Annotated in this window: 19 protein-coding genes and 1 tRNA gene; 9 read left to right on the top strand and 11 right to left on the bottom strand. The window is 65.6% G+C overall.

Annotation, left to right across the window (positions count from 1 at the left end; genetic code table 11):
- Nucleotides 1–28: 28 nt before the first annotated feature.
- The 3 genes from pilB to AC5I49_RS15375 form a co-directional block, all read right to left on the bottom strand.
- Entirely contained in the window at nt 29–1771 is a 1743-nt protein-coding gene (gene pilB / locus AC5I49_RS15385) for a type IV-A pilus assembly ATPase PilB (protein ID WP_034364744.1), read from the bottom strand.
- 128 nt (nt 1772–1899) lie between these two features.
- A tRNA-Pro gene (locus tag AC5I49_RS15380) sits at nt 1900–1976 on the bottom strand.
- A 31-nt stretch (nt 1977–2007) separates the two neighbouring features.
- Nucleotides 2008–2937: a polyprenyl synthetase family protein gene (locus tag AC5I49_RS15375; protein ID WP_034364039.1), complete on the bottom strand. Its 930-nt coding sequence runs from the start codon at nt 2935–2937 to the stop codon at nt 2008–2010.
- Nucleotides 2938–3167: 230 nt separating this feature from the next.
- Here AC5I49_RS15375 and rplU point away from each other — a divergent pair, with 230 nt between their 5' ends.
- The 4 genes from rplU (at nt 3168) to proB (ending at nt 6249) form a co-directional block, all read left to right on the top strand.
- Nucleotides 3168–3479, top strand: a complete 312-nt coding sequence (gene rplU, locus AC5I49_RS15370) for a 50S ribosomal protein L21 (protein ID WP_012207284.1) — start codon at nt 3168–3170, stop codon at nt 3477–3479.
- Between the two features lie 15 nt (nt 3480–3494).
- A complete protein-coding gene (gene rpmA / locus AC5I49_RS15365) occupies nt 3495–3752 on the top strand; it encodes a 50S ribosomal protein L27 (protein ID WP_012207283.1) in 258 nt (85 codons plus the stop codon).
- Between the two features lie 149 nt (nt 3753–3901).
- A complete protein-coding gene (gene cgtA / locus AC5I49_RS15360; protein ID WP_016451026.1) occupies nt 3902–5017 on the top strand; it encodes an Obg family GTPase CgtA in 1116 nt (371 codons plus the stop codon).
- Nucleotides 5018–5100: 83 nt separating this feature from the next.
- Nucleotides 5101–6249, top strand: coding sequence for a glutamate 5-kinase (gene proB, locus AC5I49_RS15355; protein ID WP_016445651.1), 1149 nt, complete (start codon nt 5101–5103; stop codon nt 6247–6249).
- A gap of 71 nt (nt 6250–6320) precedes the next feature.
- Here proB and AC5I49_RS15350 read toward each other — a convergent pair whose 3' ends face one another.
- Nucleotides 6321–7007, bottom strand: coding sequence for an RNA pyrophosphohydrolase (locus tag AC5I49_RS15350; protein WP_016445652.1), 687 nt, complete (start codon nt 7005–7007; stop codon nt 6321–6323).
- Nucleotides 7008–7100: 93 nt separating this feature from the next.
- Between AC5I49_RS15350 and AC5I49_RS15345 the strand changes: the two genes are divergently transcribed.
- Together AC5I49_RS15345 and AC5I49_RS15340 are read left to right on the top strand one after the other, a co-directional pair.
- Nucleotides 7101–8846, top strand: a complete 1746-nt coding sequence (locus tag AC5I49_RS15345; protein ID WP_495789586.1) for a proline--tRNA ligase — start codon at nt 7101–7103, stop codon at nt 8844–8846.
- A complete protein-coding gene (locus AC5I49_RS15340) occupies nt 8843–9496 on the top strand; it encodes a lytic transglycosylase domain-containing protein (RefSeq protein WP_016445654.1) in 654 nt (217 codons plus the stop codon). Before AC5I49_RS15345 ends, AC5I49_RS15340 begins: the two co-directional genes overlap by 4 nt.
- 52 nt (nt 9497–9548) lie before the next feature.
- Here AC5I49_RS15340 and paeA read toward each other — a convergent pair whose 3' ends face one another.
- The 5 genes from paeA to hemA all read right to left on the bottom strand — a co-directional run bounded on the left by paeA (nt 9549) and on the right by hemA (nt 14977).
- Nucleotides 9549–10922: a polyamine export protein PaeA gene (paeA, locus tag AC5I49_RS15335; protein WP_016445655.1), complete on the bottom strand. Its 1374-nt coding sequence runs from the start codon at nt 10920–10922 to the stop codon at nt 9549–9551.
- Between the two features lie 213 nt (nt 10923–11135).
- Nucleotides 11136–11459: a Grx4 family monothiol glutaredoxin gene (gene grxD, locus AC5I49_RS15330; protein ID WP_012207276.1), complete on the bottom strand. Its 324-nt coding sequence runs from the start codon at nt 11457–11459 to the stop codon at nt 11136–11138.
- A 116-nt stretch (nt 11460–11575) separates the two neighbouring features.
- Nucleotides 11576–12433, bottom strand: coding sequence for a peptide chain release factor N(5)-glutamine methyltransferase (gene prmC / locus AC5I49_RS15325; protein ID WP_016445656.1), 858 nt, complete (start codon nt 12431–12433; stop codon nt 11576–11578).
- A gap of 10 nt (nt 12434–12443) precedes the next feature.
- Nucleotides 12444–13526 (bottom strand): peptide chain release factor 1, encoded by a 1083-nt coding sequence (gene prfA, locus AC5I49_RS15320; protein ID WP_016445657.1) that lies wholly within the window; start codon nt 13524–13526, stop codon nt 12444–12446.
- A gap of 125 nt (nt 13527–13651) precedes the next feature.
- Entirely contained in the window at nt 13652–14977 is a 1326-nt protein-coding gene (hemA, locus tag AC5I49_RS15315) for a glutamyl-tRNA reductase (protein WP_017405531.1), read from the bottom strand.
- A gap of 72 nt (nt 14978–15049) precedes the next feature.
- Here hemA and AC5I49_RS15310 point away from each other — a divergent pair, with 72 nt between their 5' ends.
- Complete coding sequence (locus AC5I49_RS15310) at nt 15050–15325, top strand: hypothetical protein (protein WP_016445659.1); 276 nt, start codon at nt 15050–15052, stop codon at nt 15323–15325.
- Between the two features lie 55 nt (nt 15326–15380).
- On the opposite strand, the gene AC5I49_RS15305 is transcribed toward AC5I49_RS15310, so the two are convergent.
- On the bottom strand, nt 15381–16304 hold the full coding sequence (locus tag AC5I49_RS15305) for a LysR substrate-binding domain-containing protein (protein ID WP_133072239.1): 924 nt from the start codon (nt 16302–16304) through the stop codon (nt 15381–15383).
- Nucleotides 16305–16444: 140 nt separating this feature from the next.
- Between AC5I49_RS15305 and AC5I49_RS15300 the strand changes: the two genes are divergently transcribed.
- Both AC5I49_RS15300 and AC5I49_RS15295 read left to right on the top strand, forming a co-directional pair.
- A complete protein-coding gene (locus tag AC5I49_RS15300; protein WP_016445661.1) occupies nt 16445–17437 on the top strand; it encodes a tripartite tricarboxylate transporter substrate binding protein BugE in 993 nt (330 codons plus the stop codon).
- On the top strand, nt 17437–18342 hold the full coding sequence (locus tag AC5I49_RS15295) for an N-formylglutamate amidohydrolase (protein ID WP_310041521.1): 906 nt from the start codon (nt 17437–17439) through the stop codon (nt 18340–18342). Before AC5I49_RS15300 ends, AC5I49_RS15295 begins: the two co-directional genes overlap by 1 nt.
- On the opposite strand, the gene AC5I49_RS15290 is transcribed toward AC5I49_RS15295, so the two are convergent.
- Nucleotides 18339–20774: a DUF3772 domain-containing protein gene (locus tag AC5I49_RS15290; protein WP_495789585.1), complete on the bottom strand. Its 2436-nt coding sequence runs from the start codon at nt 20772–20774 to the stop codon at nt 18339–18341. The genes AC5I49_RS15295 and AC5I49_RS15290 overlap by 4 nt on opposite strands.
- Nucleotides 20775–20858 lie beyond the last annotated feature (84 nt).

The raw sequence follows: 20858 nt of genomic DNA, 5'->3' as shown, positions 1-20858 counted from the left end.
CGTTTGTTGTCTGCGCTGTCCGCGCTATTTACTCATTGGTGACTGCCAGCACTTCTTCGAGCGAGGTCAGTCCCTGTCTGGCCTTGTGCAAACCCGAGCCACGCAGCGACCGCACGCCTTCGCGCTTGGCCTGTGCGGCGATCTCCAGCGCACTGCCGTCCTGCAGGATGATGCGCTGGATTTCCTCGCTGATAGGCATCACCTGATAGATGCCTACGCGGCCCTTGTAGCCGTTGTTGCATGCCGGACAGCCGACGGGCCTGTAGGTGACCCAGCTGCCGTCAATGTCCGCATCGTCGTAGCCTGCATCGATCAGGGCCTCCCGCGGAATGTCAGCCGGCTCCTTGCATTGAGGGCACAGGCGCCTGGCCAGGCGCTGGGCGGTGATCAGGATCACGCTCGATGCGATGTTGAAGGGCGCAATGCCCATGTTGCGCATGCGCGTCAACGTGGTCGGTGCGTCATTGGTGTGCAGGGTGGACAGCACCAAGTGGCCGGTTTGCGCTGCCTTGATCGAGATGTCGGCCGTTTCCAGATCGCGGATTTCACCGACCATGATGATGTCGGGATCCTGGCGCAGAAAAGCCTTGAGCGCAGTGGCAAAGGTGAGGCCGGCCTTTTCGTTCACATTGACCTGGTTGACGCCGGGCAGGTTGATTTCCGAAGGATCTTCCGCCGTGGCGATGTTCACGCCGGCCTTGTTCAGCAGGTTCAGGCAGGTGTACAGCGACACTGTCTTGCCAGAGCCGGTGGGGCCTGTGACCAGAATCATTCCGTAGGGGCGGCTGATGGCTTCAAGCAGGCGTGCCTTCTCCTCGGGTTCATAGCCCAGGGCGTCGATGCCCATCCTGGCCGAGCTCGGGTCCAGGATACGGATCACGATCTTCTCGCCGAAAAGCGTGGGCAGCGTGCTGACGCGAAAGTCGATGACGCGGTCCGGGCCGACCTTGAGCTTCATGCGCCCGTCCTGCGGGACACGCTTTTCCGAGATGTCCATGCGCGAGATCACCTTGATGCGCGAGGCCAGCTTCTCCTTGATGGCAATGGGCGGCGATGCAATTTCACGCAGCTCGCCGTCAATGCGAAAGCGCACGCGGTACTGGTGCTCGTAGGGTTCGAAATGCAAGTCCGACGCGCGCATGTTGAAGGCGTCGAGCAGCATTTTGTGCAGGAACTTGACAATGGGCGCATCTTCGACGTCTGCTGCGGCCGAGTTGTCCTTTTCCTCTGCCACCTCATCAGGCTTGAGGTCGCCGAACTCGAAGTCGCCGCTGCCGCCATAGCTGTCCATGGCCTCGCTGGCGCTTTTGTTCTGCTGCGCGATCAGTCGCTCCAGCTTGTCGGCCTCGACGATGATCCAGTCCACGCCCAACTGGGTGGTGAACTTGATCTGCTCGGCGGCTTCCTGCTGCGTCGGGTCGGCGGTGGCCACCGTGAGGCGGTTGCCGCGCTTGCTCAGAGGCAGGACGCGATAGGTGCTGATGATCTTGGCGTCCAGCAGATCCTGCGGCAGGCGCATGGCGTCGACCGCATCAAGATCGAGCAGCGGCGCGCTGAACATGGTGGAAACCGTCTCCGCCACTTCCAGGGCAGAGAGGGTGCCGGCGACGCTCAGTTCTGCAATGAACGAGGTGCGATTGGTGGCGGCCTTGCCGGCAGCCGCTTCCGCTGCCTGTTGCGATACCTTGCCTGCTGAAATCAGAGCCCGCCCGATGCCGGGAAGCGATGCGACAGCGGATGCATTCTTGAGCGAGGAGTCAGCAACAGCCATGTAGCAAGACGTGTGAGAGGAAAGGACATTTATCCTATCATCACTGAGCACTTGGAATGCCAGACACACTGTTACACGCCTGGGTCTTGAACTTGGCGCAAGGGTGTGATGGAGATGGAATGACCAGATGGTCGGGGTGAGAGGATTCGAACCTCCGGCCTCTACGTCCCGAACGTAGCGCTCTACCAGGCTAAGCTACACCCCGTTGCTTTTGTAGAAAAAGCAAGCAGCCTGAATCAGGTGCGTCGCTCCAAAAGCTGAGACGCCAATTGTAGCAAACTTGTCGTATGCAAATTGCTTGGGAGCACATTTATTGCGTCGATGGCGCGGCGTGCCTCGGCATGTGCGGCCTCGCGTGCCACGTCCAGCGCACCTGTGCTGCGCACGATATCCACTACGGCGGTCAGTTGCTCGGTGGAGCCCTGTTCGATGGCGGCGCGCACGATGGCGGCCTGCTCAGGTGTGCCGCGTTGCATGGCGGCAATCAGGGGGAGGGTGCATTTGCCTTCGCGCAGGTCATCGCCCAGGTTCTTGCCCATTTCCTGGGCATCGCCTGCGTAGTCGAGTACGTCGTCAATGATCTGGAAGGCCGTGCCCAGCGCCTGGCCATAGCTGGCGCAGGCCTGCTCGATTTCGCGGGGCGCGTCGGCCAGCACGGCGCCCAGCTGGGCGCTGGCCTCGAAGAGCTGGGCGGTCTTGGAGCGGATGACGTGCAGGTAGCCGGCTTCGTCCAGCGAGGCATCGTGCGTGTTGATCAGCTGCTGGACCTCGCCCTCGGCGATCACGTTGGTGGCATCCGAGAGGATCTTGAGCACGCGCATGCTGCCGACTTCCACCATCATCTGGAAGGAGCGCGAGTGCAGGAAGTCGCCGACCAGCACGCTGGCCGGATTGCCGAAGGTCTCGTTGGCCGTCGGGCGGCCGCGACGCAGCGTGGATTCATCCACGACGTCGTCGTGCAGCAGGGTGGCTGTATGAATCAGTTCGACCACGGCAGCCAGGACATGCCTGTCCTTGCCTTCGTATCCCAATGCATTGCAGACCATGAGCAGCAGGGCGGGCCGCAGGCGCTTGCCGCCTGCAGCGATGATGTACTGGGAGATCTGGGCAATCAGCGGGACGGTGGTCGTCAGGCGCTGGGCAATCACATGATCCACCTCGCGCATGTCGTCAGTGATCAGGGCAAGCGGATTGGGGGTGGAGAGAGCTGTGGTCAAGGTACTGCGGGCGCCAAGTGGATCGTCAATTATAGGAAGAGCGACCCTGCCTGCGACCCGCTCTGGCGGTTGTTTGGGCGAAGGAGGGGAGCGCTTCATGCAAGGAATGTGAGTGCGTGCTAGAATCTCCGGCTTCCGTGGAAATTCGTTCGCGGAACTCTCAAATTCAAGAGGTTTAAATGTACGCAGTCATAAAAACCGGCGGCAAGCAGTATCGCGTTGCAGCTGGCGAAAAGATCAAGGTAGAACAGATTGCTGCGGACGTAGGCCAAGAAGTTGTGATCGATCAGGTTCTGGCAGTCGGCAACGGCGCTGAAATCAAGGTCGGCACACCTCTGGTGTCCGGTGCGTCTGTCAAGGCAACCGTGGTTGCTCACGGCAAGCACGACAAAGTGCACATCTTCAAGATGCGCCGTCGTAAGCATTATCAGAAGCGCCAAGGCCATCGCCAGCAGTTCACCGAGCTGCAGATCGTGGCGATCGCTGCTTAATCCAGGAGCTGAGTCATGGCACAGAAAAAAGGCGGCGGCTCTACGCGAAACGGGCGCGATTCCAAGCCCAAAATGCTCGGCGTGAAGGCTTTTGGTGGTGAGTTGATCACCGCCGGCTCGATCATCGTGCGCCAACGTGGCACCAAGTTCCACCCCGGCGACAACGTCGGCGTGGGCAAGGACCACACCCTGTACGCTCTGGTGGACGGCCACGTGTCGTTTGCTGTCAAGGGTGCACTGTCCAAGCACACGGTCAACGTGACGGCTGCCTAAGCTCTGTCACTTCGACGCTCGAAGCCCCGACCTGTCGGGGCTTTGTCGTTTCAGGAGGGCGGTGCATCGTGCGCTCGTCCCCTTTTCCGTCTCTGAGGTGTGGCCTGGGGCTGTCTGGTGCACACTGCTTTTTGTAAACTGGATGCCTCATGAAGTTCGTCGACGAAGCTTATATCGACATTGCTGCCGGTGATGGCGGCAATGGCTGCGTGTCATTCCGGCACGAAAAATACAAGGAATTCGGTGGTCCCGATGGAGGAGATGGCGGCCGTGGAGGCCATGTCTACGCGGTGGCCGACGTCAATCTCAACACCCTGGTGGACTACCGCTTCTCGCGTCGCCACGATGCCACGCGCGGCGAGCACGGCAAGGGCTCGGACATGTTCGGTGCCGCAGGCAACGACATCACGCTGCGCATGCCGGTTGGCACCATCATCAGCGATGCCGAAACCGGGGAGGTGCTCTACGAACTGTTGACGCCCGGCGAGGTGGTGACCATTGCCAAGGGCGGCGATGGCGGCTACGGCAACCTGCGCTTCAAGAGCGCCATCAACCGCGCGCCACGGCAAAAGACGCCTGGCTGGCCCGGTGAGCGCAAGAACCTCAAGCTGGAGCTCAAGGTTCTGGCCGACGTGGGTCTGCTGGGCATGCCCAATGCGGGCAAATCCACCTTCATCGCCGCAGTCTCCAATGCGCGTCCCAAGATTGCCGACTATCCGTTCACCACGCTGCATCCCAATCTGGGCGTGGTTCGTGTTGCCGCCGAGCAAAGCTTTGTGGTGGCCGATATCCCCGGGCTGATCGAAGGCGCGTCGGAAGGTGCCGGCCTGGGCCACCAGTTCCTGCGTCACCTGCAGCGCACCCGATTGCTGCTGCATGTGGTGGACCTGGCGCCGTTCGATGACAGCGTGGATCCCGTGGCCCAGGCCAAGGCCATCGTGGGCGAGTTGCAGAAGTACGATGCCGAGCTGTACAACAAGCCGCGCTGGCTGGTGCTCAACAAGCTGGACATGGTGCCGGCCGAGGAGCGCGCCGCACGCGTCAAGGACTTCGTCAAGCGCTTCAAGTGGAAGGGTCCGGTGTTCGAGATTTCCGCCCTGACGCGCGAAGGCTGCGAAGTGCTGATTCGCACCATCTACAAGCATGTGCATGAACAGCAGCAGATCGAGGCCGGTCCCAAGGAAATCGATCCACGCTTCGTCGAAGTCGAGGGTGATGGCGTGGATCTCACCGACCCGCGTTTTGCTCCCCGCGATTCCGAGTAAGAGCGGCCTGTCCCACCCATTGCCTTGATCACAACAGCGGCGGGGTCTGCCTCGACCTGCGCTGCAAGAATCACTATCCATCCATGTCTTCCAACTTGTTGCGTGATGCCCATCGCATCGTGGTCAAGGTCGGCTCCAGCCTGGTGACCAATGAAGGTCGCGGTCTTGATGAGGCCGCGATCCAGGAATGGAGCCGCCAGCTGGCGGCCCTGGTGCGCGGGGATGAAAGCCATGGAGGCCGGCGGCGCGAGGTAATCATGGTCTCCAGCGGCGCGGTGGCCGAAGGCATGAAGCGTCTGGGCTGGATTGCACGGCCCAAGGAGATTCATGAACTGCAGGCCGCTGCGGCCGTGGGGCAGATGGGCCTGATACAGATGTACGAGTCCAAGTTGCGCGAACAGGGCATGGGCAGTGCGCAGGTGCTGCTCACGCATGCCGACCTCGCGGACCGCGAGCGCTATCTCAACGCGCGCAACACCTTGCTGACGCTGCTGGAGCTGGGCATCGTGCCGGTGATCAACGAGAACGACACCGTGGTCAACGACGAGATCAAGTTCGGTGACAACGATACCTTGGGCGCTTTGGTTGCCAATCTGATCGAGGCCGATGCCCTGGTCATCCTGACCGATCAGCGAGGCCTTTACAGCGCCGACCCGCGCAGCAATCCCGATGCGCGTTTCATCGATGTGGCCAATGCCGGCGACCCGGCGCTGGAGGAGATGGCCGGAGGCGCGGGCTCGTCCATTGGCAAGGGCGGGATGATCACCAAGATCCTCGCGGCCAAGCGCGCGGCGGGCTCGGGTGCTTCAACCGTCATCGCCTGGGGGCGTGAGCAGGACGTGCTGGTGCGTCTGGCGGCAGGCGAGTCCATCGGCACGCTGCTCCTGGCGCAGACGCACAAGAACCAGGCGCGCAAACAGTGGATTGCAGACCATCTGCAACTGCGCGGCTCCGTGTCCGTGGATGCCGGCGCCGTGGCCAAGCTGCGCGACGAAGGCAAGAGCCTGCTGCCCATCGGCATGGTGAATGTGGATGGCGAGTTCGCCCGTGGCGATGTGATCGCGGTGCGCGATGCCCTGGGTATCGAGGTGGCGCGTGGGCTGGCCAACTATGCAAGTGCCGAGGCGCGGCTGCTGTGTCGCAAAAGCTCGGTGGAGATCGAGCGCCTGCTGGGCTATTCCGCAGGCCCGGAGATGGTGCACCGCGACAACATGGTGATTGCGGGGCACTGAGGCGCCAGACCCTCAAGGCCAAGAAAAAGCGCACCCTCGGGTGCGCTTTTGCGTATGGCTCTGGCCCGGTTTCAGGCCTTGCCTGGATCGGGTTGCAGGGCTTGCTGCCCCGACTGTGGATCAGGATCGAAACAGGCGCCAGGCGGCAACTCCATGCCGGGATTGACGCGAAAGCTGCCTGAGCGTGCTGGATGCAAACCCGGCGCAGTGTATGTCTCAGGACCCTGTTCATGGGCTTCCCTGGGGCGCATGCCGCTGCGCAGATAACGGTTGCGTTGCTGTTCGCCGCGCGGCAGGAACCGGGCCAGCTCGGTCAGGGCCATCTCATAGACGCCGCGCTTGAACTCCACCACCACGTCCAATGGCACCCAGTAGTCATTCCAGCGCCAGGCGTCGAATTCGGGGTGGTCGGTGGCACGCAGGTTCAAATCCCAGTCGTGACCCATGAGCTGCAGCAAATACCAGATCTGCTTCTGGCCTTTGTAGTGTCCGCGCGCATCGCGGCGGATGTACCGGTCTGGCACCTCGTAGCGCAACCAGTCCCGGGTGCGGGCGACCACGCGAACGTGGTTGGGCATCAACCCCACTTCCTCATGCAGTTCCCGGAACATGGCCTGTTCGGGTGTCTCCCCCCGGTCAATGCCGCCCTGTGGAAACTGCCAGCTGTGGGTGCGGATGCGTTTGCCCCAGAACACCTGGTTCTTTTGGTTGAGCAGGATGATGCCGACGTTCGGGCGAAATCCGTCCCGGTCAAGCATAATCGAACCCCAATTTTCTGAATTGTGTCCATTATGCACGGTGCCTTGCCAGCGGCAAGCACGCTGCCCCGATTCCCGCGAAGCCCCTGATCCATGAAAGCCTCCCAATTTTTCATCTCCACCCTCAAGGAAGCTCCGGCCGACGCCGAAGTGGTCAGCCACAAGCTCATGACGCGGGCCGGCCTGATCAAGAAGCTGGGTGCAGGCATCTACAACTACATGCCCATGGGGCTGCGCGTGATCCGCAAGGTCGAGGCCATCGTGCGCGAGGAAATGAACCGTGCCGGTGCCGTGGAGGTGACCATGCCCGTGGTCCAGCCTGCAGAGATGTGGGAGGAGACCGGCCGCTTCGAGAAGATGGGCCCCGAGCTGCTGCGCATCAAGGACCGCCATGGCCGCGACTTCGTGATCCAGCCCACCAGCGAAGAGGTGGTGACGGACATCGCGCGCCAGGAGCTCAAGAGCTACAAGCAGCTGCCCAAGAATTTCTACCAGATCCAGACCAAGTTCCGCGATGAGCGCCGCCCGCGCTTTGGCCTGATGCGTGGCCGCGAGTTCATCATGAAGGACGCCTATTCCTTCGACAAGGACCGTGATGCGGCCCAGGTCAGCTACCAGACCATGCGCGCGGCCTACAAGCGCATCTTCGACCGCTTCGGCCTGCAGTACCGTGCCGTGCGTGCAGACAGCGGTGCCATCGGCGGCGATCTGAGCGAGGAATTCCAGGTCATCGCTTCCACGGGCGAGGACGCCATCGTCTACTGCCCGAGCAGCGACTATGCCGCCAATATCGAAAAGGCCGAGGCCCTGGCGCCTGCGGGTCCCCGTCCCGCTGCGTCCCAGGCGATGACCAAGGTGGCGACGCCCGGCAACAGCACCTGCGAATCTGTCGCATCCCAGCTGGGCCTGCCGCTGTCGCAGACGGTGAAGTCCCTGGTGCTGGCCACCGACAAGCTCGACGACAAGGGCGAGGTGGCAGGCAGCCAGATCTGGCTGCTGCTGCTGCGCGGTGATCATGAAATGAACGAGATCAAGGTGGCCAAGGTGCCGGGCCTGGACGTGGGCTTCCGCTTTGCCACTGTGGCCGAGATCGAGGAGCACTTCGGTTGCCAGCCCGGCTACCTGGGCCCGATCGGCCTAAAGCAGCCCGTGAAGCTGGTCGTGGACCGCGAGGTCGCCGTGATGGCCGACTGGGTCTGCGGCGCGAACGAGGCCGACTTCCACATCACCGGCGTGAACTTCGGCCGCGACCTGCCCGAGCCTGATGTGGTGGCCGACCTGCGCAACGTGGTGGCTGGCGACAAGTCTCCTGATGGTGCGGGCGAGCTGGCCATCGAGCGTGGCATCGAAGTGGGCCATGTGTTCTACCTGGGTACCAAGTACTCCCAGGCCATGAACGCCACCTTCCTGGCCGAGAATGGCAAGCCCTCGCTGTTTGAAATGGGCTGCTACGGCATTGGCGTGACGCGCCTGCCCGCTGCAGCCATCGAGCAGAACCATGACGAGCGCGGCATCATCTGGCCCGACGCGATTGCGCCCTTCACCGTGGTGGTCTGCCCCATCGGCATGGACCGCAGCGAACCCGTGAAGGAAGCTGCCGAGAAGCTGCATGCCGAGCTGCTGGCACTGGGTGTGGACGTGATCCTGGACGATCGTGGCGAACGTCCGGGCGCCATGTTTGCCGACTGGGAGCTGATTGGCGTGCCGCACCGCGTGGTGCTGTCCGACCGGGGTCTCAAGGAAGGACAGCTCGAGTACCAGCATCGCCGCGACACGGAAGCGACCAAGCTGGCCGCCGCCGATGTGCTGGGCCATCTCAAGCAAAGGCTGGGCCTGTGAGCCAGGCGCCCGTGGTGACGCGACGCGATTGCCTGCGCCTGGCGGCTTCGCTGGGCTCGGCACCGCTGCTCGGCGGGCTGGCCGCGCCCGCCTGGGCCGGTGGCCAGCTGGAGGAGCCGCTGGCCGATTCGGTGCGCACTGCGCTGAGTTCCGCCGTCACGGGATCGGCGCCGCCCGAGCTGCGCTTTGCCTCCACCGAGGCCCGGCTGGACTACCTGCGCTGGCTCACGGCCAGCAGCGAGCGCCTGCGTTCGCGCAAGCCGGAGCTGGCGACGCGGCTGGAGTTCCTGCAAACCGTCTGGTACGAGTCCAAGCGTGCCGGCCTGGAAGTCTCTCTGGTGATGGGGCTGGTGCAGGTGGAGAGCGCGTTCCGCAAGTTCGCCATCTCCAGCGTGGGTGCACGCGGCTACATGCAGATCATGCCGTTCTGGATGCGGCTGATCGGCGATGGAGACATCGGCAAGCTGTTTCACATGCAGACCAATCTGCGCTTTGGCTGCGTGATCCTGCGCCACTATCTGGACCGCGAAAAAGGCGATGCCTACATGGCGCTGGGCCGCTACAACGGCAGCCGGGGACAGCCCCAGTACCCGAATGCGGTGTTCGCTGCGCAGCGGCGCTGGGAGATAGAGCCCTCGCGCTCGGCTTGAGGGCCGCGCAGCGCCGCCGAGCGGCTTCGCGGCTGCTGTTCTGCGTTGTCCGTCAGGACGACGTCTCCGACGACATGCTGGACACCTTGGCCACGGCCGCTGCCGTGTCGCCGGCGTTGGGCGGCGCGGCCGGGCTGCTGGCGGACATGCGCGTGACCAGCACCTGGTCGATGCGGTAGCTGTCCACGTCCATGACCTCGAAACGGTAGCCGCCCCATTGCACGGTGTCTGTGCGCCTGGGAATGCGGCGCAGCATCACCATGAGGAAGCCGCCCAGGGTCTCGTAGTCCTCGGCGTGGGGCAGCTCGTCGAGTTCCAGGGCCTGCATCACATCCTCGACCGGCGTGACGCCGTCGATCAGCCAAGAGTTCTCGTCGCGGCGCAGGATCTGCTCCTCGTCGCCCGGGCTGACCAGGCCGCCCATCACCGTGCTCATCACGTCATTGAGCGTGACCACGCCGACCACCAGGCTGTATTCGTTGACGATGACGGCAAAGTCCTCATGCACCTGGCGAAACTGCTCCAGCACCTCGGCCAGCGTCAGGCGGTCCGGCACGACCAGCACCTTGTGCACCAGGGAGTCGTCCATGAGCGACAGGGGCTGGTTGTTCAGCGCGCGCTGGAACAGGTCCTTGGCATCGACATAGCCGACGATGTGGTCGATGTCGCCATCGCAGACGGGGTAGGTGGAAAAAGGTTCTTCGGCAATGCGGACCCGGATCAGTTCGTCGGGGTCGTCACGGTGGAAGTAGGCGATGCGGTCGCGCTGCGTCATGGCCGAGCCGATGGTGCGCGAGTCCAGCTCGAACAGGTTGGCGATCACCTGCTGCTCCTTCGCGGCCAGCACGCCGGCGCGCGCGCCAGCTTCGGTCATGGCCAGGATGTCTTCGTGCGTGATGCGGTCGTCGCGCACCGTGGGCAGGCCTAAGAGCTTGGCAACGGCGTCCGCCAGGTGGTTGAAGCACCAGACCAGGGGCTTGAGCACGGCCATGCACCAGAGCATGGGGCGCAGCACGCGGATGGCCAGGGCTTCGGGCTCGGCCATGCTCAGGCGCTTGGGCAGCAGGTCGGCAAAGAGGATGAACAGCGAGGTGACGGTGGCGAACGAGAGCAGAAAGCCCACGGTCTGTGCCCGGCTCTCGGGCAGCCAGAGCATGAGCAATTCGGCCAGATAGGGCGTCAATGCCCCTTCGCCCACCACGCCGCCCAGGATGGCGACGGCATTCAGCCCAATCTGCGTGACCGTGAAGTACTCGCCCGGCTGGGCCTGCATCTTCATGACCTGTTCGGCGCGTGGCTCCCCGTCCTCCGCCATCTGCCGAAGCCGCAGGCGCCGCGAGGCGGCCAGCGAGATCTCGGCCACGGAGAAGAAGGCACTGGTCAGTATCAGTGCGACGATCAACAGCAGACTTTGGGACAGACTCATAGGCAAGGCGGAGAAGCGGGCGCAGGCGCGGTTTTCCGGATGTGAAAGATGTGTCCATTCGACCACACATCACATGCCCCTGGCCTTGTGGCAAGCCCGGGCAGGGTGCTGGCAGTCCGCCACGGGCGAAAAAAAGCCACCCAAAGGTGGCTTGATTTTGCGCAGCAGCGGGCGCAGGCGGGTGCTGCGCGCGAGTCGCAAGCCTGCGAACTCTCAGGCCTTGGGTGCCAGCAGCTGCTGCAACTCGCCGGATTCGTACATCTCCATCATGATGTCCGAGCCGCCGATGAACTCGCCCTGCACGTAGAGCTGGGGGATCGTGGGCCAGTTGCTGTAGTCCTTGATGCCCTGGCGGATTTCCTGGTCCTCCAGCACGTTGACGGTGGAGATGTCCTTGGTCTCCACGCCGCAGGCCTTGAGAATCTGGATGGCGCGGCCCGAGAAACCGCACATGGGAAAGCTGGCGCTGCCCTTCATGAACAGCAGGATGTTGTTGCTTTTGACCAGTTGGTCGATGCGTTGCTGGGTGTCGCTCATCTGTGTGGTGCTCCGGGGTCGTGGTGGGCGCCGCAGGCGCGGCGGCATGGATGGGATTATTTCACTCTCGGCGCGGACTTTGAAAGCATGCGGGAATGCTGCGCCCGGACCCGAGCTCAGGCTTGCGCTGTCCATTGCCCGCCCGTGCAGCGGGCGATGCCGCCCAGGTCGTGGCGATGCTGCACGCTCTCAAAGCCGGCGCTGCGCAGCAGGGTGGCCACGGCATCGGCCTGGTCCCAGCCATGCTCGAGCAGCAGCCAGCCGCCGCTGGCCAGCAGCGCAGGCGCCTGCGCGACGATGGCGCGGATGTCGGACAGGCCATCGGCGCCGCTGGCCAGAGCCGACAGCGGCTCATGCTCCAACGCCAGCAAGTGCGGATCGTCGTCGCGGATATAGGGCGGATTGCTGACGATGAGGTTGAACGGCGCCTGGCCTGCCAGCGGCTCCAGCCAGCTGCCATGCGCAAACCGCACGCCCAGCTGCAGGCGCGTGGCATTGGCGCTGGCCACGGCCAGCGCGTCGGCACTGGCATCCACGGCCCACACGGTGGCGCCGGGGCGCTGGCTCTGCAGGGCCAGGGCAATCGCTCCGCTGCCGGTGCCCAGATCCGCCACACGGCATGCGGGGCCGCTCGGGGCCTGGGCGGGTATCAGCTCCAGCGCCCAGTCCACCAGGGTTTCGGTATCGGGGCGAGGGTCGAGCACGCGTGCGTCCACGGCCAGATCCAGCCCGTAGAACTCCTTGTGGCCCACCAGGTAGGCGACGGGCTCCCCGCTCAGTCGGCGTGTGCACAGCGCGGCATAGACGCCGGCCTGGGGCGCGGTCAGCGCGTCCCCGTCGTGGGTGAGCAGCCAGGCGCGGCCGCCGGCCTGGCGTCCGAGCACATGCAGCAGCAGCATTTGCGCGTCGATGCGCGCAAGCCCCTGGGCCTGGGAGTGCTGCAGAGCCTCTTTGATGGTGGGTAGGTTGGCCATGGCCCGCGCCTCAGCTGTTGACCTGCAGCTCGGCCAGCAGTTCGGCCTCGCGTGCGGCCTGCAGCGCGTCGAGCACGTCGCCCAGGTCGCCTTCCATCACGGCCAGCAGCTTGTAGATGGTGAGGTTGATGCGGTGGTCGGTGAGCCGGCCCTGGGGGAAGTTGTAGGTGCGGATGCGGTCGCTGCGGTCGCCGCTGCCGATCAGGCCCTTGCGCAGCGCGGCCTCCTTGGCCTCGCGCTCGCTGCGCTCCTTTTCCTGCAGGCGCGCCTGCAGCACCTGCAGGGCCTTGGCCTTGTTGCTGTGCTGGCTGCGGCCGTCCTGGCACTCGGCGACGATGCCCGTGGGCAGGTGGACCACGCGCACGGCCGAGTCGGTCTTGTTGATGTGCTGGCCTCCGGCGCCGCTGGCGCGGAAGGTGTCGATGCGCAGGTCGGCCGGGTTGAGCGTGATGGCCTGGGTTTCGTCGGGCTCGGGCATGACGGCCACGGTGCAGGCACTGGTGTGGATGCGGCCCTGGGTCTCGGTGGCAGGCACGCGCTGCACGCGGTGGCCACCGGATTCGAAGCGCAGGCGGCCATAGACGTCGGTGCCTTCCACGCGCAGCACCACTTCCTTGTAGCCGCCCAGCTCGCTTTCGTTGGCGCTCATGATCTCGACCTTCCAGCCCACGGCGTCGCAGTGGCGCGTGTACATGCGTGCCAGATCGCCTGCGAACAGGGCAGATTCATCGCCACCCGTGCCCGCGCGGATTTCCAGGTAGGCGTTGCGCGCGTCATCGGGGTCCTTGGGCAGGAGCAGGCGCTGCAGTTCATCTTCCAGCTGCACCAGCTCGATCTCTGCGCCGGAGATTTCCTCGCGCGCCATTTCCTCCATGTCGGGATCGTCCAGCATGTCCCTGGCAGAGGCCAGATCGGCCTCGCGCTGGCGGTAGCGTGCATAGCGGCCGGCAATGGCCGTCACATCGGCATGCTCGCGCGAGATGGCACGGTACTGCTTCATGTCGCCCATGATGTCTTCGCGCGAGAGCAGGAAGTCGAGTTCTTCAAGGCGCTGGGCGTAGCGCTCCAGTTGTTGGCGCAGAAAGTCTTGCATGGTGTGAGGCGATGGTGCGAAGGGCTGCGCGGGGCAGCGCTGCGGCGGGGGAACGAGGTGGCCGGAAGTGGGCCGAGGCGCCAGAGACCCGCGGGCGCGCGGCTCTCTGAAGGGGGCGAGCGCCGCTAGAGCGCCTTGTCGGGAGTCGTGCCGCGCGGACCGCCTGGCGCGGAGCGCAGGAACAGGCGCGAGACCGTGTCCATGGTCTGGGTGCGCTGGTCGGCGTCACCCTTGTGCAGCTCGGCCAGGGTGCCGTGCAGCATTTTCTGCGTGAGGCCGCGCGACAGGGCCTCCAGCACGGTGTCTATGTCCTCGCCCTTGGCTAGCAGCTTCTTGGCCCGTGCAATCTCCAGCGCACGCCATTCGTCGGTCTGGGTGTTGAGCTGGCGGATCAGCGGCACCACACCGGCCTGCGGGCGGCGCTGGTCCAGCCAGTGCATGAAGCTTTGCACGCCGTGGTCGATGATGACTTCTGCCTGCTCGACCGCTGCCTGGCGCTGGGCCTGGCCCGTGCGCACCACGGTGGCCAGATCGTCCACGGTGTAGAGGTAGACGTCGCGCAGGTCCTTGACCTCGGATTCGATATCGCGCGGCACGGCCAGATCGACCATGAACATGGGGCGGTGCTTGCGCTTCTTGAGCGCGCTTTCCACGGCGCCCAGGCCGATGATGGGCAGGCTGGAGGCCGTGCAACTGATCACGGCATCGTATTCATGCAGATGCTCGGGCAAGTCGGCCAGCCGCATGGTGCCGGCGCCGAACTGGGCGGCCAGCTTTTCGCCGCGCTCCAGCGTGCGGTTGGCGATCATGATCTGCTTGGGGTGGCGGGCCGCGAAATGGGTGGAGACCAGCTCGATCATCTCGCCCGCGCCCACGAACAGCACGCGGATCTGGGAGAGGTCTTCGAACAGCTGGCCGGCCAGCCGCACGGCGGCAGCGGCCATGCTGATGCTGTGGGCACCGATTTCGGTGGAGCTGCGCACTTCCTTGGCCACCGCGAAGCTGCGCTGGAACAGCTGGTTCAGCGTGCTGCCCAGGGCGCCTGCGTTCTCTGCGGCGCGCACGGCATTCTTCATCTGGCCCAGGATCTGGGCCTCGCCCAGCACCATGGAATCGAGCCCGCTGGCCACGCGGAAGGCATGGCGCGCCACATGGCCGTCTTCCAGCAGATAGGAGTGCGAGCGCAGCAGTTCGGACGAGATGCCGCCGCTGTTGGCCAGCCAGTGCAGCGTATGGTCCATGGCCGGCATTTCGGCCGCGCAGTAGATCTCGGTACGGTTGCAGGTGGAGAGAATGGCGGTCTCGACGGCGCTGTGCTGGCGGCCGGGGCCGGTCAGCGATTCGCGCAGGCCCTGCAGCGTGGGCACGATCTGGTCGAGCGCGAACGCGAAACGTCCCCGCATATCGAGCGGAGCCGTGTGGTGGTTGATGCCGAGTGCCCAGACTGCCATAACCCGGGATTATAAAATTTCGCGCAGTTTCAGGCATCCCTGATCACAACACCCTGGAATCGGAGCCCGTAGATGGGATGGATTGCGAGTACGAATCATTGGCTGAACTTCCTGGCGCCTGCACTTTTCCTGTCGCCGGCCCTGATGTTGTGCGCGCTTTTGATCTATGGGAAATCGCAGCAATCCATGGCCTGGTGGTCACAGGTTGCTATCAATTTCATTGTTGGTGCACTGGTGCTGCTGGCGGGGCTGTGGTGGTTCGGGCGCGATGCAAAGATGGCCACCTATGCTGCGCTGGTCGTGGTGATGGCGCTTTGCCAGTGGGTGTTTTCACGCGGCTGGCGCTGATGGCTGACAGCAAAGATTGATGCAGATCAACGGAAGAGGGCGTTTCTCCTGGCGATCAAGGGACTGAGACTGCGGCTGGAGGCACGGCGCCCGGCGCGGCCTGCTCCAGCAGCCATTCGCGGAACTGCGCAAAGGCTTCGGAAGGTGCCCGCGTGGCGGGACGGCACAGAAAGTAGCCGCGTTCGATGTGGACGGGCGCAGGCAAGGCAAGGGCCACGCGGCCGGCGGCCAGGTCTTCCTCGACCAGGCAGCGCTGCACCAGGGCCACGCCCATGCCGGCGGCCACGGCCTGTACCAGCAGGGCCACCAGCTCGAAGTCGGCTGCCGGTGCGGGGCAGGGTCCGGGCAGGTTCAGGTGGGACATCCAGCGGGCCCAGTTGCCCGGATAGTTGGTGTGGAACAGCAGCGGGCGTGCTAGCACGTCCCGGGGGCTGCGGATGGGCCGCGGGCCCTGCAGTTCTCTCGGATGGCAGATGGGCACCAGATCGCGGCCCACCACATAGTCGGCCACCACATGGGCGGGCCAGGGCTCGCTGCCCACGCGCAGCCAGCCGTCTATCTCGGCGGCCGACAGCGGATCGTCGCGCCGATAGGGCGCGAACGACAGGGCGATGCCCGGATGCAGGGCGTTGAAGTGCGGCAGGCGCGGAATCAGCCAATGGCTGAACAGCGTGGGCACCACCGACAGGCGCAGTTGCGGGCCGAAGTGGCGCCTGCGTGCGGCCGCGGATGCCGATTCGATGGCGTGTACGGCGGGCTCCACGGCCTGCAGGTATTCGCGGCCGGCTTCGGTCAGCACGCTGCGCCGGCCCTGGCGCTCGAACAGCGCAAAGCCCAAGTGCTCTTCCAGCCGGGCGATGGCGCGGCTGATGCCGCCCTGGGTGACATACAGCTCCCGGGCCGCCAGCGAGTAGCTGCCCAGGCGCGCCGCCGCCGCGAAGGCGTGCAGCTCGGAAAGCGAGGGGGAGTGCATGCGCATGACGGGCGCAATTATGACGGTTGGTCATGGTTGCTTGCCGTCTTGTCTCTTTTCGCGCGTGCGGCGGCTGTCCAGAATCAGCGCCTGTTCCGCAGAGCCCGTGCTTTGCCGCCACCCCCAACCAAGATAGGAAACATCCCATGGCAATGCGCCGCACCCTGTTGTCCAGCCTGGCCGCCTGCGCCGCCACCGCTCTTCTGGCTCCCGCCGCTTGGGCCCAGGGCCCGGCGGCCGACTATCCCAGCCGTCCGATCCGCCTGGTCGTGCCGTTCGGAGCCGGTGGCTCCACCGACATGGTGGCGCGCCTGCTGGCCGAGAAGATGAGCGTGATCCTCGGCAAGTCCGTGGTGGTGGACAACCGCGGCGGGGCCGGCGGCTCCATCGGCGCTTCCGAAATCGCGCGTGCCGCGCCGGACGGCTACACCATCGGCATGGCCACGGTGAGCACGCACGGCTCCAACCCGGCGATCTTCCGCAAGCTGCCCTATGACCCGATCAAGGACTTCGCGCCCATCACCAATGTGATGTCGGTGCCCAGCGTGTTCGTGGTCAACGCCAGCGTGCCCGCCAAGACCATGAAGGAGTTCATCGCCCTGGCCAAGGCCAACCCGGGCAAGTACAGCTTTGCATCGCCGGGCACGGGTTCGCTGGGCCACGCCAATATCGAGAACTTCATGAACCTGGCGGGCATCGACCTGCTGCACATCCCCTACAAGGGCGCGGGCCAGGCCATCACCGATGCGCTGGGCGGCCAGGTCAATGCCATGACGGACAACCTGCCCTCCACGCTGCCTCACATCAAGGACGGCAAGCTGCGACCTCTGGCGGTGCTGGCCTTCAAGCGCGCCGATGTGCTGCCCGACGTGCCCACGTACACCGAGCTGGGCTTTGCGCAGATGGGCGATGGCGGCTGGTTCGGCCTGGTTGCGCCGGCCGGCACGCCGCGCCCCATCATCGACAAGCTCAATGCCGCCGCGCACAAGGCCATGGCCATGCCTGACTACCTGGAAAAGCAAAAATCCATCTCGGGCGAATCCATGGGCAACACGCCCGAGGAATTCGCCAAGCAGATCAAGGCCGCCATCGAGCGCTACACGGCCGTGGCCAAGCGCGCCAACATCAAGCTCGACTGATGGACCGCATGGCACAGTCGGATTTTCTGCGCCCCCGGCCGGACACCCCGGTCGTGGTGCATCCCGCCACCGGCGAGGTGCTGCCCATCGTCTGCGACTCGCCGCACAGCGGCACCTCCTATCCCGAGGATTTCGGCCATGCCGTGCCCATGTCCCTGCTGCGCCGTGGCGAGGACACGCATGTGGCCGCGCTCTGGGACCAGTGGCCCGCGCATGGCGCGACGCTGATCGAGGCCACCTTTCCGCGCACCTACATCGACCCCAACCGCAGCGAGGCCGACCTGGACCCGGCCCAGATCGACGGCCAGTGGCCCGTGCCCCTGGCGCCCAGCGTCAAGACGCGCCAGGGCCTGGGCCTGATCTGGCAGCGCATCAGCCGCGACGGCGTGGCAACGCCGCTGTATGACCGTCCGCGCACGGTGGCCGAGGTGGAGCACCGCATCGCGCGCTACTGGCACCCCTACCATGCGGCGCTGGCGCAGGCCATCGATGGCAGCGTGCAGCGCTTTGGCGGCGTCTGGCACCTGAACCTGCACTCCATGCCCAACGATGTCTACAAGCGCCTGGGCCGTACCGACGCGCCGCCGCTGGCCGACTTCGTGCTGGGCGACCGCGACGGCACGACCTGCGCGCCCGAGTTCATCCAGCTGGTGGGCGAGACGCTGGCGGGCTTTGGCTACAGCGTGGCCTACAACGAGCCCTACAAGGGCGTGGAGCTGATCGGGCGCATAGGCCAGCCGCACCTGGGCCGGCACAGCCTGCAGATCGAGATCCGCCGCCCGGTCTACATGGACGAGGACACGCGCGAGCCCAATGCGGGATTCGAGCCGCTGCGCGGCCATCTGCGTGAGCTGATGGCCGTGGTCGCGGCGCATGTGCGATCGGAAATGGCAAGGCGCGGCTAGGCCGGGCTGGCCGGATCACCGGGCATGGTCGGCGTGCCCGGCGTGCCCGGCGTGCCCGGCGGACCTGTCACCACGGGTGCCGCCACCGAGGTGGTGGCCGGTGGCGACAGGTACAGGCCTGCGCCCTTGAGCGAGGCCAGGATGCTGAACAGCACATCGCTGCGCACGCCACCCGCATTGCGCGGATTGCCGACGTAGCCGATGGCCAGGAAGGTCAGCGTGCCGTTGGCAATGCCTTCTAGCTGCACCAAAGGCTCGGGCGTGTCCAGGATGCCTTCATGCGCGCGAAAGGCTTCCAGGATCAGGGTGCGCATGCGCTCGGCATCGGTGTCCAGCGGTGCGGGAAGGCGCAGCAGCACCCGCCCGGGCGCGCCGGCCAGCGTCATGTTGCGCACGGTCTTGGTGATGAATTCCGAGTTGGGCACGATGACGGTGGAGCGGTCGCCCAGCTGGATCTCGGTCGCGCGCACGTTGACGCGGCGCACGTCGCCCTCGGTATCGCCCAGCACCACCCAGTCGCCCACCTTGACGGGCCGCTCGGCCAGCAGGATCAGGCCCGAGATGAAGTTCTGCACGATGGCCTGCAGGCCAAAGCCAATGCCCACCGACAGCGCGCTGGCCACCCAGGCGATGCGCTCCACGCTAATGCCCAGCCCCGCCAGCGCCACGGCCACCACGAAGATGCCGCCCACATAGCCCAGCAGCGTGGTGATGGAGCTGCGCATGCCAGGCTCCAGCGAGGTGTTGGGGAAGTAGCGGTCCGTCAGCCAGCGCTTGATCACGCGGATCACGATCAGGCCCGTGACGATCACCGCAAACGCGGTGAACAGGGCCTGGGGCGCCATGGTGAAGTCGCCCACCTTGAGGCTGTGATTGACCGTGCTGCCACGGCGGAACACCTCGTCGGGCCCCGTGCCCAGCGGGGCCAGCAGGGCGATCACCATGTAGAACAGCAGGGCCACGCGCAACAGTCCCGAGACCAGGACCGAGGCCTGGTCCAGCAGCCGCCCCTCGATGCCCAGGCCCTGGTTCAGCCGGGTGCCGAAACTGCCCTTGGACGACAGAAGGGCCTCGCACAGATCATCGCCGAGCTGGAACAGCAGGTAAGTGGTGGCAAAGACCACGCCAGTCCACACCATCTGGCGTGCCAGCGTGCCGGCCAGCGCCACATAGCCGGTCACGGCCAGTGCAATGGTGGCAATGCTGGCCACCGCCGCGCAGGCCACGAGCAGTCCCACCCACAAGGGCCGGGGCGGCGCGGGCTCCGCCTGGGCGCCGTCTTCCTGCGCCACTGGCGCCGGCGCGCGCAGATGCCGCAGGGCCAGCATGACCACGGCCGAAATCAGCAGGGCCGACAGGGCGTGCACCGTGACCTCGGCGGCCAGGCTGGCGCCGATGATGGCGTTGACCTCGGTCACCAGGCCGTTGATCGCGGCACCTGCCGCAATCCACCAGGGGTAGGGGCTGAGCCGCTCGGCCAGCTCGTCCGACACGCCGGGCAGGCGCCATGAGCTGCGCTTGCGCGACAGCAGGGTCTGGCCCAGCGACACCACGAAGGCGCCGAACAGCGTGACCTGCACGCTGGCCTTGGCCAGCGCGTCCAGCGACTCGCCGAAGCCATCGCTGGCCTTGAGCACGCTCCAGGCCAACTGCGCCGCCAGGCCGATCAGCAGCGTGTTGATCACCACCGTGGCTGCCGCGCGCAGCGAGCGGCGCAGGCGGCCGCTGGGCAGGCGTGCGGGCGCGGCGCGCACCAGCAGGCGCTCGGCCAGCCAGGGGCCGAGCAGGGCGATCAGCAAGGCAGCGGCCAGGCTGGCGATAAAGCCGCCCCGGCGATCGGAGGCCAAGGTAGAGCTCACCGATTGGCGCAGCTCGCGCCCCAGCCCCTGCAGGCGCGCCGCGTCCAGGGGCGCGGCGGTGCTCAGATTGCGCCAGAAGGGGCGGCCCAGCGGTGAATCGGTGCGGGCCGTCAGCGCGGCCTGGAATTGCTCGCGGCGCTGGCGTATCAGCTCGTTGCCGCGCTGGTCGGCATCGACCGACACCAGCCGCGCGAGTTTGAGTTCGGAATCCACGGCACTGCGTTGCTTGGCCAGGCTGGCGCGCTGCTCGGCCACATCGGGCGCATCGGCGGGGGCGCCTTTTTCGGGTGCTGGTCCCAGGCCGGCCAGGCGCGAATCGATATCGGCCAGTTCCTCGGTGCGGCGGGCCGCCACCTGGTCGGCTGCCGTGCCAATGGCTGCAGCCTCGTCCAGCAGCTTGCGGCCGTCATCGTCCTCGGCCAGCTTGCGGGGAATGGCGTCCAGCTGCTTGCGCAGATCGTCTACGCTGGGCAGGGCGGGCCGGCCGTCTTCTGCGGTCGCGCCCGCGGCTGTGGCGCCGTCCTGGGCCAGGGCCGGGCCGGGTGCAGACAGGAGCAGCATCGCCAGAGCCATCAGCCAGATGGCCAGGCATGGGCGAAGGGCCTGTGCCCACGTGGGGCGCTGCGGAAGAGGGCTGCAGGGCGGTGTCATGGACGC

It is taken from the genome of Delftia sp. (assembly GCF_059499305.1).
Note: the sequence above shows the minus strand (reverse complement) of the source record. Positions and strands in the feature narration are given on the sequence as shown.

Coding starts and splice junctions, on each gene's coding strand:
- pilB (WP_034364744.1), bottom strand. CDS start 1,771: ATGGCTGTTGCTGACTCCTCGCTCAAGAATGCATCCGCTGTCGCATCG.
- AC5I49_RS15375 (WP_034364039.1), bottom strand. CDS start 2,937: ATGCGCGAGGTGGATCATGTGATTGCCCAGCGCCTGACGACCACCGTC.
- rplU (WP_012207284.1), top strand. CDS start 3,168: ATGTACGCAGTCATAAAAACCGGCGGCAAGCAGTATCGCGTTGCAGCT.
- rpmA (WP_012207283.1), top strand. CDS start 3,495: ATGGCACAGAAAAAAGGCGGCGGCTCTACGCGAAACGGGCGCGATTCC.
- cgtA (WP_016451026.1), top strand. CDS start 3,902: ATGAAGTTCGTCGACGAAGCTTATATCGACATTGCTGCCGGTGATGGC.
- proB (WP_016445651.1), top strand. CDS start 5,101: ATGTCTTCCAACTTGTTGCGTGATGCCCATCGCATCGTGGTCAAGGTC.
- AC5I49_RS15350 (WP_016445652.1), bottom strand. CDS start 7,007: ATGCTTGACCGGGACGGATTTCGCCCGAACGTCGGCATCATCCTGCTC.
- AC5I49_RS15345 (WP_495789586.1), top strand. CDS start 7,101: ATGAAAGCCTCCCAATTTTTCATCTCCACCCTCAAGGAAGCTCCGGCC.
- paeA (WP_016445655.1), bottom strand. CDS start 10,922: ATGAGTCTGTCCCAAAGTCTGCTGTTGATCGTCGCACTGATACTGACC.
- grxD (WP_012207276.1), bottom strand. CDS start 11,459: ATGAGCGACACCCAGCAACGCATCGACCAACTGGTCAAAAGCAACAAC.
- prmC (WP_016445656.1), bottom strand. CDS start 12,433: ATGGCCAACCTACCCACCATCAAAGAGGCTCTGCAGCACTCCCAGGCC.
- prfA (WP_016445657.1), bottom strand. CDS start 13,526: ATGCAAGACTTTCTGCGCCAACAACTGGAGCGCTACGCCCAGCGCCTT.
- hemA (WP_017405531.1), bottom strand. CDS start 14,977: ATGGCAGTCTGGGCACTCGGCATCAACCACCACACGGCTCCGCTCGAT.
- AC5I49_RS15310 (WP_016445659.1), top strand. CDS start 15,050: ATGGGATGGATTGCGAGTACGAATCATTGGCTGAACTTCCTGGCGCCT.
- AC5I49_RS15305 (WP_133072239.1), bottom strand. CDS start 16,304: ATGCGCATGCACTCCCCCTCGCTTTCCGAGCTGCACGCCTTCGCGGCG.
- AC5I49_RS15300 (WP_016445661.1), top strand. CDS start 16,445: ATGGCAATGCGCCGCACCCTGTTGTCCAGCCTGGCCGCCTGCGCCGCC.
- AC5I49_RS15295 (WP_310041521.1), top strand. CDS start 17,437: ATGGACCGCATGGCACAGTCGGATTTTCTGCGCCCCCGGCCGGACACC.
- AC5I49_RS15290 (WP_495789585.1), bottom strand. CDS start 20,774: ATGGCTCTGGCGATGCTGCTCCTGTCTGCACCCGGCCCGGCCCTGGCC.